This is a genomic window from Arthrobacter sp. FX8 (assembly GCF_026723805.1).
In the GTDB taxonomy this organism is placed as follows: Bacteria; Actinomycetota; Actinomycetes; order Actinomycetales; family Micrococcaceae; genus Arthrobacter.
In genome coordinates, this window is sequence record NZ_CP113505.1 from 3,425,097 (window position 1) to 3,437,224 (window position 12,128).

Consider the following 12,128-nt stretch of genomic DNA (forward strand, 5'->3'; position numbering starts at 1 on the left):
GTATGGATGGTGGGAAAGTTTGTCAACGACACTTCAACAGTGGCCCAGGCAACAAGGATCGTCCGAAGCCTCGGCCCCAAGAAAGGCCACCATGTACAAGAAACTCCGCACCTTGCAGACCATCGACGAATCAGGCGCCGTCCTCATCGTCCGCCTCGAGAACGCCGACGTCGCAGAACGAGTTGCCGAAGCTGCCATCGCTGGAGGCTTCCGCGCCCTTGAAATCACACTTTCGATCCCAGGCGCCGTCGAGGTAATCCGCCGCCTCGCCGCCAAACATGCTGCCAATGGAGTCGCGATCGGCGCCGGAACGGTGCTGGACGAGCACGCAGCCTATGAGTGCATCCGGGCCGGGGCTGAATTCCTGGTCAGTCCCCAGCTCAACCCGGCGATGATCCGGACAGCAAACCGGTACCAGGTGCCCACCGTTAGCGGAGCCTACACGCCGACCGAGCTTGTTAACTCCGCCGAGGCAGGCGCTGACATCCTCAAGCTCTTCCCCACCGAAGCCGGCGGTATCCCCTACGCAAAATCCGTTCTCGCACCGCTCGCCCACCTGCCGATCATGCCGGCCGGCGGCGTCACCCTGGAGAACGTAGGCGAATGGTTCGCCGCGGGCGTAGCCGGCGTCGGCGTCGGCAGTTACGTCACCAAAGCATGGCAGCCCGACGGCGACTTCGACCGCGTCACCAAAGCCGCCAAGCAGTTCCTGTCAGCAGTGGCAGAGGCCCGCCGATGACGACCCCTAGCGTCTTTGTCGTGATCGGACCGGCCGGCTCGGGGAAAACAACGGTCGCACAGAAAACAGCAAGAGAAAACAACGCGGCCTACCTGGACAAGGACCGGGTATGCGGACGCTTTGTCGAGTTCGCACTGAAGGCAACCGGACACGACCCCACCGACCGGGAGTCCAACGACTACTACCGCGACAACCTGCTTCCCCTCGAGTACGAGACCCTCATGGACGTGGCCGGGGCTAACCTGCGCCTGGGCCGGTCCGTCGTGCTCGACGCCCCCTTCGGGGCCTACTTCGAAGACCCGGATTTTCTGACCAACGCGGCAAAGAAATTCGATTGGCCACCTTCCCAAACCACGGTGGTACGGGTGAGGGTCCCGCAGGACCTTCTACGCGAACGGCTCACCCTCCGCGGCCTGGAACGGGACCAATGGAAGCTCACCCACTGGAATGAGTATTGGTCGGTCTACGGAGACCTGGAATGCGCCTGGTCCGGCGTGCAGTACCTGGACTTCAACAATGAGACACCCCTTCCGGCAGAGGGGTAATGGCCCCACCGCTGCACCCACTGCCGCAAAGCGGTTGCCCCTCCTAGAGGGGCGACACCAGAATCTGCGACGAGGCTCACAAAAAACGTTGACAAGTCTGTTCTGTCGTCCGTAATCTGATTGCAACCGATCTCAGCAACCGATCTCAGCAACCGATCTTATTGGTTTTGCTGATCCGCCAAGGCGGTAGCGGCAGCTGCAGCCGGAGCATTGACCGCCCCGGCTCAACCCCTAACCCCTCCTCAGCAAACGTGGAAGTATGGAGAGTTCAATGAAGACCTCAAAAGATGCGCTCGACAGCTCGGGCCCTTCGGGATTTCCGGAAGTGCCGGAGCCACGCAGGCGCTCCGTCAACATGGTGGCAGGCACGATCGGCCACTTCGTGGAGTGGTACGACTGGTACATCTACGGGCTGCTGGCAGCAGTATTCTCATCGCAGATTTTCCCCGGCGACTCCCCGTTTGCGTCCCTGGTCGCAGCACTGCTGACCTACGCAATCGGGTTTGTCGTCCGACCGCTAAGCGGAATCATCATTTCACCACTGGCCGACCGTTTCGGCCGCAGGCTCGTCCTGACGCTCTCCATCTCCGGAATGGCGCTCGGCGCTTTGATCATCGGTCTCACGCCGTCATTTGCGACAATCGGGTACGCAGCGCCAGTTCTTTTCCTGGTTGCACGCATTCTTCAAGGCATCTCGGCCGGCAGCGAGCAGCAGAGCGCTATCGCTTTCATGGTCGAACACGCTCCCGCGAACCGGAGGGGCCTGTTTGGCTCGTTCTCCAATATGGCAAGCGGCCTGGCGACCCTCGCCGCGACCGGTGCCGCCGCGATCGTGACCTCCTCTTTTGCTCCCGACGACCTCGCCGCCTGGGGCTGGCGCATCCCGTTCCTCATAGGCGGTGTTCTTGGCGTAGTCGGGCTTATCCTGCGGGCTCGCTCTGATGAGACCCCTGAGTTTGAGGCGACTGCCCTTGTCGACCAAAAGTCCGCGGCGGCGCGCCTGATGGACCTGCTGCGCGAACACCCGAAGGCTCTGCTGCAGGCAGCTGCGCTGTCTGCTCCGGCCGTGGCCTACTACACCTGGGCCACCTTCCTTCCCACCTATGCCAAGCTGACCACCGGCCGCGACCTGTCCTCCACTCTTGCCGGAAGCGTTATCGGCCTTGCCTTGCTGGTGGTCATCGTGCCGGTCTGCGGATACCTTTCCGACCGCCTCGGCCGACGAAAGATCTTCCCCATCATCGGTGCCATCGGCATGATCGTGCTCTTCTACCCACTGCTTCTGCTGCTGAACCAGCCAGGCTTCGGCGTGTACGTTCTGGTCTCAGCGTCGGGATGGGTGGTTCTTGGAATCTGGCAGTCGGTCTATCCGACAATCCAGGCCGAGCTGTTCCCGGCTTCTGTCCGGGTCTCCGGAATCGGCTTTGCACACCAGATCGTGATCGCCGTCTTCGGAGGCACTGCACCACTGATTGCCGCTGCATTCGTCGGCGCCGGACAGCCCATGTTCGTCGCGTATTACATGATCGCCATTGTCGCCCTCTCCCTCATCGCCTACTTCACGCTTCCGGAAACTGGCAGCAAGGGCCCGCGTGCCACCGTCGCCCCGGCAGACCGCGAAGTGCTGGAGGGAGAGCACCTGCTCTTCGAGACTCCACACGGCGGGATCCAGGCGCACAATTCCAAGCCATAGGCGTCCCTCTGGTGCCCTCGTAACCATGCAACGCCCCGCACTTCGGGGATCGCCCTCGACCGAGACCTGGTCGAGGGCGATCCCATGCCCGGCCAACGACCGGCTTCACCTCACACCTTGAAGTACTTCGCCTCCGGGTGGTGGAACACGAACGCGTCGGTGGACTGTTCGGGGTGCAGCATCAGCTCATCGCTCAGGACCACGCCCATGCGCTCGGGCTTCAGCAGCTCGGTGACCTTGCGGCGGTCCTCCATGTCAGGGCAGGCGGGGTAGCCCAGCGAGAACCGGGCACCGCGGTAGTCCAGCTTGAAGTACCCTGCCGTGTCCTTGGGCTCCTCGGACGCGAAGCCCAGCTCCTTCCGGATCCGGGCATGCCAGAACTCGGCCAGCGCCTCGGTGAGCTGCATGACCAGGCCGTTGAGCTCGTAATAGTCGCGGTACTGGTTGGCCGCGAACATCTTGGACGTGAACTCTTCGATCTTGGAGCCGGCGGTGACCAGCTGCACGGGCAGCACGTCGATCTGCCCGGACTCGCGGGACTTCACGAAGTCGGCCAGGCACAGGTGCCGGTCGCGGCGCTGGCGCGGGAAATCGAACCGCAGCCGGTCGCTGCCGATCGGACCGCCTGAACCACCGTCCGGGGCGAGCAGGCCCGCCGTGCCCAGGACGCCGTCGGGATCCTCGCCGTGGTGAAGCACCACCACCTGCTCCCCTTCGGAAACCACCGGGAAGTAGCCGTAGGCGACGGACGCGTCCAGCATGCCCTCGCCCAGGATGCGGTCCAGCCAGTAGCGCAGCCGCGGCCGGCCCTCGCGTTCCACCAGTTCCTCGTAGGAGGCGCCGTCCTCGCCGCGGCCGGGCTTGAGGCCCCACTGCCCCATGAACGTGGCACGCTCGTCGAGGAACGCAGCGTACTCGTGGAGCGAGACGCCGCGGACAATGCGGGTGCCCCAGAACGGCGGCACGGGGACGGGGTTGTCGGTGGCGACGTCGGACCGGCCGGGCATGGCCTCGGGCTCGGTGACCGTGAACTTCGCGCCGCCCTTGTGGATGCGTTTCTTCAACGGCGGCAGGCCGACGTCGTCCGGTGATTCACCGCGGGCCACGCGGACCAGCGGCTCCATGAGGGAGAGGCCCTCGAAGGCGTCCTTGGCGTAGCGGACCACGCCGTCGAACTGCTCCGCCAGGTCCTGTTCCACGTAGGCACGGGTGAGTGCTGCGCCGCCCAGGATGACCGGCCACTTCTTGGCCAGGCCGCGGGACTGCAGCTCCGCGAGGTTTTCCTTCATCACCACGGTGGACTTCACCAGCAGGCCGGACATGCCGATCACGTCGGCGTTGTGCTGCTCGGCTGCGGCGATGATCTCGGCGATGCCCTGCTTGATGCCGATGTTGATGACCTTGTAGCCGTTGTTGGTGAGGATGATGTCCACCAGGTTCTTGCCGATGTCGTGCACGTCACCGCGGACGGTGGCGATCACCATGGTGCCCTTGCCGGAGGAGTCCGATTTCTCCATGTGCGGTTCGAGCAGGGCGACGGCGTTCTTCATCACCTCGGCGGACTGCAGTACGAACGGCAGCTGCATCTCGCCGGCGCCGAAGCGCTCGCCCACCACCTTCATGCCCTCGAGAAGGTGGTCGTTGATGATGCCCAGCGGGGTCATGCCCTCGCTGCGGGCCAGGTCCAGGTCCTCTTCCAGGCCCTTGCCTTCGCCGTCGATGATGCGCCGCTCCAGGCGCGCGCCGGTGGGCAGCGCGGCGAGTTCGGCGGCGCGCTGGTCCTTGAGCGCTGCGGTGTCGACGCCGGCGAAGAGGTCCAGCATGCTGGCCAGGGGGTCATAGGTGACGTTGCCGTCGGCGTCGTATTCGCGGCGGTCCCAGACCAGGTCCAGGGCCACCTTGCGCTGCTCTTCCGGCAGTGAGGCGAGCGGGACGATCTTGGCGGCGTCGATGATGCCGCTGGTCAGGCCGGCCTGGACGGCCTCGTGCAGGAACACGGAGTTCAGGACGATGCGCGCTGCGGGGTTCAGGCCGAAGGAGACGTTGGAGACGCCGAGGGTGGTGTTGATGCCGGGGTACTTGGCGGTGATCTGGCGGATGGCCTCGATGGTTTCGATGCCGTCCCGGCGGGTTTCCTCCTGGCCGGTGGCCACGGGGAAGGTGAGGCAGTCGACGATGATGTCCTCGACGCGCATGCCCCATTCGCCCACCAGGGCGTCCACCAGGCGGGAGGCGATGGCCACCTTGCCTTCGGTGGTGCGGGCCTGGCCCTCTTCGTTGATGGTCAGGGCGATGACGGCGGTGCCGTGTTCCTTGACCAGAGGCATGATGCGGGCGAAGCGGCTGTTGGGTCCGTCGCCGTCCTCGTAGTTGACGGAGTTGACCACGGGGCGGCCGCCGATGAGTTCCAGGCCGGCCTGCAGGACGGGCGGCTCCGTGGAGTCGATGACCAGCGGGAGGGTGGAGGCGGAGGCGAAGCGGCTGACGACCTCTTTGATGTCCGCGACACCGTCGCGGCCCACGTAGTCGACGCAGACGTCCAGCAGGTGGGCGCCGACGCGGATCTGTTCGCGGGCGATATCCACGCAGTCGTCCCAGCGTTCCTCGAGCATGGCCTGGCGGAAGGCCTTGGAGCCGTTCGCGTTGGTACGTTCGCCGATGGCCAGATACGCGGACTCCTGGTCGAAGTTGACGTGCTGGTAGAGGGAGGCGACGCCGGCCTCGCGTTCTTCGGGGATTCTCGCCGGCGCGTTGTCTTCCTTGGTCGCCACGGCTTTGGTGCGGAAGGGGGCAAGACGTTCGACGACGGCGGCCATGTGCTCCGGCGTCGTACCGCAGCAGCCGCCCACCAGGCCCAGGCCGAATTCGCGCACGAACTGCTCATGCGCGGTGGCGAGTTCGGAGGGTGAGAGCGGGTAGTGGGCGCCGTTGGCGCCGAGGACAGGCAGGCCGGCGTTGGGCATGCAGGCGATGGCCACGGAGGACTGCTTGGAGAGGTGGCGGAGGTGCTCGCTCATCTCGTCCGGGCCGGTGGCGCAGTTCAGGCCGATCGCGTCGACGCCGAGCGGTTCGAGGGCAGTGAGCGCGGCGCCGATTTCGGAGCCCATGAGCATGGTTCCGGTGGTTTCCACCGTCACCTCGACGAAGATGGGGAGGCGGACGCCTTTGGCGACGATGGCCTGTTTGCAGCCGTTGACGGCGGCTTTGGTCTGCAGGAGGTCCTGGCTGGTTTCGATGAGGAAGGCGTCCGCGCCGCCGTCGATGAGGCCCTCTGCCTGGAGGGCGAAGGTCTGCTTGAGGTAGTCGTAGCTGGTGTGGCCCAGGCTGGGGAGCTTGGTGCCTGGGCCCATGGAGCCGAGGACCCAGCGCATGCGGCCGTCTGTTTTCTCTGCCGCCTCGGCGCGTTCGCGGGCGATTCTGGCACCCTTTTGGGCGAGCTCTTCGATCCGGTCGTCGATGCCGTAGTCGGAGAGGTTGGACCAGTTGGCGCCGAAGGTGTTGGTTTCGACGGCGTCGATGCCGGTGGCGAAGTAGGCGTCGTGGATGTCCGCGATGACGTCCGGGCGGGTGTCGTTGAGGATCTCGTTGCAGCCCTCGAGGTTTTGGAAGTCGGTTTCGAGCTGCAGGTCCCGGCCCTGCAGCATGGTGCCCATGGCGCCGTCGGCAATGACCACGCGGTGGTTCACGGCGTCCAGGAGCTCCTGCGAACGGGCAGGGCGGGGCACGGACTCAATATCAAGCGCAAAACGAGGCATCTAAACAGGTTACGTGCGGGGGCCGGAACGTTGCGCTGTGTGTCCGTGTACTACGACGGGGAACGCTAGTGCAATATGTAAGTTGAGTCTTCAACTTATTAGCTGTTGCGGCATAGCATTCCGGGCGGACCTTACTAAAAAAGCGGCGGCCGGTAAGTAGTATCACCGGCCGCCAGTTCTCTGTTTGACGGGTTATGCGTCCTTTGGCATTTTCGTCGGAAGGCGGCGACTGTCGCCAAGGGCGAAGCGCGACGGTCCGCACTGAGTGCAGCCGAAATCCTGTCGCGGCTCATCGATCAGCACTTCACCACTAAGGGTGTCCGCGTGAAACCACGCCACGTCCAACGGCTGCGTTGAGAGACCGGTAGTGCGCATGAGCCATTCGTTGACCGCATGGCTGGTTGCGACCGAGTTGAGAGTAATGACGCTGGGAGCGTGCACTCCCGGGTCGTCCACGTAGCGTTGCCGATCGAGCTGCTCTGCGGAAGTGGCCTCCTGCCGAAGCCTGTCGGAGGAAATCAATCCGTTGCACTTCAAGCAGGCCCCGCCGGGCCCCGCCCGCCGACTCACCGCAAACACGTCGGTGACATCGCCGCTGAGCTTATCGACGGAGACCTTTGCCCCGACCTGGGTGACAGTGATGAGGTACTGGTGAGCTATAGCGTTGACGACAAGTCGCGCGGTGGCGCTATCGGCGGAAAGAAACACATGGTCGCAATCGCGCAGGAGCTGTGCGACCTCATGCTCCTCCACTCCGCTTACGATCGCGTCGACCTGAATTGCGGGTGAAGCGGTTCGAGCCACCCGCCTGGCAACATGAACCTTCTTCGCTGCGAGGCGATAGCCCAGCTGCCTCATCCATCTGGGCCGGCGTTCTGCTGTCATCCAAGGGTGAGCATCAGTTCGGCGCGCTCCAACAATCCGTGACAGGTTGGACGTCTCCACCACGTCGGAGTCGATCAGAACCAGGTGCCCGACTCCGAGCCGAGCGAGCTGTTCACTGATCAAGGATCCTGCCCCGCCGAGGCCGACAACCGCCACTTTCTGCCTCTTGAGTATTTCCTGACCCCGATCTCCGAACAGCCGGGCCTGGCGGTCGTACTCCTGGGAGGCACTCGGTGCTTTACGAGGAGCGGGAGTCAGAATCTGGCGCACCGGGTCGGTAATGACGAGGTGGTCAAGTTCGAATCGCTCCCCTGTGCTTGTCCATAGGTCTCCTGCCACAGCGTCCTCGGCGAAGACCAGCGCTCCTACGACGGGAGCTCCAATCAGCTCGAGAAGGCCAGGGTAACCGAGTTCGTGCGATTCCAGATCTGTTTGCGAAAACGCAACGGTTCCCCGTCCTCCGTGGCAGTGAACTGCAAGGTACACAGACTGGTCTTCCGCGAAGTTCAGCGCAGAATCCAGCACAAAGTCAGCGGTCAGCTTTCGATAGCCCCTGGTGCCGGGAACATAATGCTTCCCATCAGACGCAGTCAGGACTTCGCGCACGAGCAACCGGACCTCCCGCGTCGTGCGTGCAATGCCGCACCTGAGGATTGCCCCATGCTCGTCACCGTCCCCAGGGAACAGGTGAGCGCGGAGCGTGGCCCAGTGCTCACCACCCATAGTTATCGTCCACATCATCGGTCGGCCAGCCATCTCAGGACCTTCAAGAGCTTGCCTGCTGCCGTATTAGTAGCGCTGTCCAGAACATTAGTGCGACGCGAGAGCTGGGTCGCCATCATCGTGCCACCTGTCCAGCAGCCGATTGACTGCTGGAATCCCTCACCGAGGGGCTGCCCGTCGATGCGGGCGAGGTCAGGTCGAACGAAGTGAGGGTACACGTCCGCTTCGGGATAGCTATAGGGAATCTGGAAGGCAATCCAAGTTTCCCCCTGAGAGAAGGCCGGCCCGGTTGGAACGGGTTCGACGCGCACCCACGCTCCGCCGTCGCCGGTTTCCTCGAAGGTAAGTGAGGAGTCCGGGAACGAGGTGCGCAGTTCCTCAAGCGCCACCCGCACTTCATCGGTGATAGCCATGGGTGCCCCTAAGAGTTGTCATCGTCAGCGACAGCGGCAAACTCGATACCCTCACGGATCTCGACGATGTCAGTGTCGCCTATCACGGTGCGATGGTTGCGGTTCTTTATCTGGAACAGCACGTACGACGGCTGGATGGCAAACCCCTGCGAGATCGCTTCGTGCTTGATTTCCAATCCGGAGGTGCGCCCCTTCGGCAGCAAAATCGGCTTCTTATTGAAGACGGCCTCGACAACCTTGGGATTTTTGATGCCGCCTTCGTTCGGCGTGCTGGTTTCGTTTCCGGTGTGGTGCTCGGCTACAGTCATGGCCGAAGCCCCCTTTCAGGCTTCTGGGTGGCGCGGTCGGCTTCCATCGGCGCGCCACCCTACGATTCGAGCATAGAGTTTCTATACCCGGCTGGTACAACAATCCAAGTGTACACCAAGCTGGTATAGACTTTGGGGTGTACGGTTAGTGGAACTAGGGTTCGGCAGCCATTATGAGGCAGAGACGTACAGTGATGTGCAGCACCTCCGGCGTGTGTACGGAGACATCACGGGCCAGAAAATTTTGTTGCGACTGTCGCAGATTGACGCAGCCGCTAATCTCGCGCTGCTTAGCCGACTTCCGCAGGCCCGCTGTCGGCAGCTTGGTTCCGATCACCGCCGCCACTACTCGCTTGCCATTGATGAACTGCGCGTGCTGATAGTGGCAGTGGCGCATGACCCAGTTCCGTACCGGCCTGACGGGACGATAGAACTAGAGCAAGTGACCCGACTCAAGTTCATTGCACTCCGAGAACGGGCGCCGAAGGGATGAGGAAGGGCATGAACATGGACACCGACATTCGAGGTGGCGGATGGCATCCTTATAAGCCCACAGAGATCCCCGCTCCGGGTGAAACTCTCCGTGAGACGCTTGAATCCCTCGACATGAGCCAGAGCAAACTGGCTGCACGGACAGGGCTGACCCTGAAGCACATCAATCAGATCATCCAAGGCAACGCAGCGATAAGCCCTGAAACCTCCCTAGCCCTTGAGAGAGTCACAGGCGTCGACGCTGACTTTTGGAACTCCCTTGAAGCCAGATTTCAGGACCACAGAGTCCGAGAAAAAGAGGCGGCCCGGCTTGGCAAGCATGAAGAATTTCTCGAGCGCATGCCGCTCTCCGCGCTTCGAAAACTGGGCTACGTAAAGTCGGACAAGCGCAAACCAGGCGCGCTTCTTCAGGAGGCGTTAGCATTTTTCGGCGTTGGATCAATCGAAGCTTGGGAAAAAAGCTGGAATACGCCTGCAGCAGCATTCCTGCAATCGACAGCATTTGATGCGGACTCTGGTGCCGTTGCCGCCTGGTTGCGTCTAGGAGAATTGCAGGCGAAAGAAATAGACTGCGCACCCTTCGACAGGGCCGTCCTCAGGCGAATTTTGCCCGAACTTAGGGCACTCACAGTAAAGCAACCAAAGGAATTCTTCCCGGAACTTGTAGCCCTTTGTGCGACAGCAGGGGTCTGTGTTGTCCTTGTCCCTGAAGTTACCGGAGCCCGGGCAAGTGGCGCGTCCCGTTTCATCTCCCCATCAAAAGCGCTAATACAGCTCAGTAATCGGGGAAAGCGAAATGACAAGTTTTGGTTTGCCCTGTTTCACGAGCTTGGACATCTGTTGCTGCATGGAAAAAAGAGCTCTTCGTCGAGTTCACAACGCCGACAGTCGATGTTTCTGCTGCCGAAGCAGAAGCCAATGAATTTGCATCTTCCCTGCTCATACCAAAGCAATACGACGATCAGATTCGCGTGATTAAAAACCCGCACGATGCAATTAAGTTAGCCGATACCATTGGCGTGGCGCCGGCAATTGTTGCCGGGCGTTATCAACGAGAATCACAGGACTGGCGTTTTGGTCCTGACCTTTTTCAAAAGTTCGAGATAAGGACGGATCATACCAGCCAGCCATCTAACAAAGGGTGACAAGTTCTTCAACGTCACGCGAGCAATCGCCGCTACTGTCGTCATGTCCTGGTGCCCAGACGATGCTCTTGCTCTAATTGGAATTCGCGACATTCAGGCGATATTCATTGGGGGAGCGGCTCTGTGACGCCACCACTGGACCAATTGGGAAGCCCCAGGCTTGGCTCACATCATCGGAGGCCCCTGTGGAGGACTGATACCTCAGCAGGGAATGATTTTGGGCGCACCTTCGTCTCCCCACAAGGGTCCCCTGAAACGAATGGCTAGAAGAGCAGCCCGTATTTCCTACCTCCATTCATTTTGAGTTCGATGCTGTTCGAGACAGCCTTTTTCTTTTCATCTAGGCCTGGGGCGTCGGTGACAGTCAGCGTGAATTGGCTGAGCCCGGAGGGCGCAGGACTATCGCGAGTGAAGACCAAGATGGTGCCCTCATAAGTTTCAAGTCCGTTGTGCTCGGGAATCGGAAGATTGACGATATCCATGCTGTTGTCGGAGAAGCGCACCGTGCGTTCAACGTACGGATGGGCGCCTACTCGCATGTTGACTGCACCAAGCGTCCTATTCTTGGGAACCTTTTCGGAGCCGAACCCAAAAAACACTCTCGTCCCGCGGGGAGTGTTCAGTTGAGTTCCTGGGAGCTGTTTACGGTTGTGGATGATAGAGGATACGTCGACCCACAGCGACTTTGCCGCCGCAAGCTGAACCGGTAGAGCGCCGCTGATCTCGTGTGAGTCCGATGGAGCAAGGTAGCGGCGGGCGGCCGGAGTGCTATCCTCCAAGAGTTGTTCAGGCCTAGGCATCGCGCGGTGGCGCAATCGATACTCTTCCACCACATCTGGGAGCGGGTCTGCAGCCTCCCATGTGTCTTCGAACCAACTCAGAACAGGCTTTGCGCGCATCCGCTCGCGCCATCCGGCGGAACCGGTCCAAACCTGCTTGGTCACGACTTCAGCCCCTGTCGAGAGAGCACTCGCGGTGAGGTTGGCGGATCCGACGATAAGAGCATTGAGATTTGCAGCCCTCACCAGACCTTGATCCCTCACATCATGCGGCTCATCGGTACCGAAAGCGAACGTTTTAGCGTGAAACGCGTAAGGGGGACGAAGAGTAGGCTCCCTCAACACAGCACGCCCGTTAGGGACCCGGACCTCGGCACCATGAAGCTCGCTCAGGCGGGTCAACGCGTCCGGCTGTGTGAAGCCAAAATCAATGCTAACCAGAAACCGCTTCTGTGCACCATTCCAAATCCCGCCGGAAAGCCTCTGATTCAGCATTCGGACGCCTTCGACCGATGCATAAGCCACTGCGACATCGACCCAGGCATAACCACCGGCCTGCTTTGCGGCATCGGCGATAGCGTCAAGCACTACGCCCACTCTGCCAACACTCGAATCCTGCGCGTAGACGTCCATCTCGTACTTCGGCATGCC

Annotated in this window: 10 protein-coding genes; 4 read left to right on the top strand and 6 right to left on the bottom strand. The window is 61.7% G+C overall.

Translation table 11 applies throughout. The features are described 5' to 3' along the window. Positions 1-91 precede the first annotated feature (91 nt). From OUO20_RS16005 to OUO20_RS16015, 3 genes are all read left to right on the top strand, one after another. Positions 92-739, top strand: coding sequence for a bifunctional 4-hydroxy-2-oxoglutarate aldolase/2-dehydro-3-deoxy-phosphogluconate aldolase (locus OUO20_RS16005; protein WP_268002136.1), 648 nt, complete (start codon positions 92-94; stop codon positions 737-739). After that, complete coding sequence (locus OUO20_RS16010; RefSeq protein WP_223992944.1) at positions 736-1,284, top strand: AAA family ATPase; 549 nt, start codon at positions 736-738, stop codon at positions 1,282-1,284. Before OUO20_RS16005 ends, OUO20_RS16010 begins: the two co-directional genes overlap by 4 nt. A gap of 271 nt (positions 1,285-1,555) precedes the next feature. Next, on the top strand, positions 1,556-2,977 hold the full coding sequence (locus OUO20_RS16015) for an MFS transporter (RefSeq protein ID WP_134164989.1): 1,422 nt from the start codon (positions 1,556-1,558) through the stop codon (positions 2,975-2,977). A 110-nt stretch (positions 2,978-3,087) separates the two neighbouring features. Here OUO20_RS16015 and metH read toward each other — a convergent pair whose 3' ends face one another. The 5 genes from metH to OUO20_RS16040 form a co-directional block, all read right to left on the bottom strand. Further along, positions 3,088-6,732: a methionine synthase gene (gene metH, locus OUO20_RS16020; protein ID WP_268002137.1), complete on the bottom strand. Its 3,645-nt coding sequence runs from the start codon at positions 6,730-6,732 to the stop codon at positions 3,088-3,090. A 192-nt stretch (positions 6,733-6,924) separates the two neighbouring features. Then, positions 6,925-8,223: a HesA/MoeB/ThiF family protein gene (locus OUO20_RS16025; RefSeq protein WP_268002138.1), complete on the bottom strand. Its 1,299-nt coding sequence runs from the start codon at positions 8,221-8,223 to the stop codon at positions 6,925-6,927. Between the two features lie 131 nt (positions 8,224-8,354). Further along, positions 8,355-8,753, bottom strand: a complete 399-nt coding sequence (locus tag OUO20_RS16030; RefSeq protein ID WP_268002139.1) for a hypothetical protein — start codon at positions 8,751-8,753, stop codon at positions 8,355-8,357. A gap of 8 nt (positions 8,754-8,761) precedes the next feature. Beyond that, positions 8,762-9,061: a multiubiquitin domain-containing protein gene (locus OUO20_RS16035; RefSeq protein ID WP_268002140.1), complete on the bottom strand. Its 300-nt coding sequence runs from the start codon at positions 9,059-9,061 to the stop codon at positions 8,762-8,764. Between the two features lie 154 nt (positions 9,062-9,215). After that, complete coding sequence (locus tag OUO20_RS16040; RefSeq protein WP_268002141.1) at positions 9,216-9,458, bottom strand: hypothetical protein; 243 nt, start codon at positions 9,456-9,458, stop codon at positions 9,216-9,218. 104 nt (positions 9,459-9,562) lie between these two features. Between OUO20_RS16040 and OUO20_RS16045 the strand changes: the two genes are divergently transcribed. Continuing rightward, positions 9,563-10,528 (top strand): HigA family addiction module antitoxin, encoded by a 966-nt coding sequence (locus OUO20_RS16045; RefSeq protein ID WP_268002142.1) that lies wholly within the window; start codon positions 9,563-9,565, stop codon positions 10,526-10,528. Positions 10,529-10,961: 433 nt separating this feature from the next. Here the strand turns inward: OUO20_RS16045 and OUO20_RS16050 are convergent, their stop codons facing one another. Then, the gene (locus tag OUO20_RS16050; RefSeq protein WP_268002143.1) at positions 10,962-12,125 is read right to left on the bottom strand and encodes a hypothetical protein; all 1,164 of its coding nucleotides are present in this window, start codon (positions 12,123-12,125) and stop codon (positions 10,962-10,964) included. Positions 12,126-12,128 lie beyond the last annotated feature (3 nt).

Coding starts and splice junctions, on each gene's coding strand:
- OUO20_RS16005 (WP_268002136.1), top strand. CDS start 92: ATGTACAAGAAACTCCGCACCTTGCAGACCATCGACGAATCAGGCGCC.
- OUO20_RS16010 (WP_223992944.1), top strand. CDS start 736: ATGACGACCCCTAGCGTCTTTGTCGTGATCGGACCGGCCGGCTCGGGG.
- OUO20_RS16015 (WP_134164989.1), top strand. CDS start 1,556: ATGAAGACCTCAAAAGATGCGCTCGACAGCTCGGGCCCTTCGGGATTT.
- metH (WP_268002137.1), bottom strand. CDS start 6,732: ATGCCTCGTTTTGCGCTTGATATTGAGTCCGTGCCCCGCCCTGCCCGT.
- OUO20_RS16030 (WP_268002139.1), bottom strand. CDS start 8,753: ATGGCTATCACCGATGAAGTGCGGGTGGCGCTTGAGGAACTGCGCACC.
- OUO20_RS16035 (WP_268002140.1), bottom strand. CDS start 9,061: ATGACTGTAGCCGAGCACCACACCGGAAACGAAACCAGCACGCCGAAC.
- OUO20_RS16040 (WP_268002141.1), bottom strand. CDS start 9,458: ATGCGCCACTGCCACTATCAGCACGCGCAGTTCATCAATGGCAAGCGA.
- OUO20_RS16045 (WP_268002142.1), top strand. CDS start 9,563: ATGAACATGGACACCGACATTCGAGGTGGCGGATGGCATCCTTATAAG.
- OUO20_RS16050 (WP_268002143.1), bottom strand. CDS start 12,125: ATGCCGAAGTACGAGATGGACGTCTACGCGCAGGATTCGAGTGTTGGC.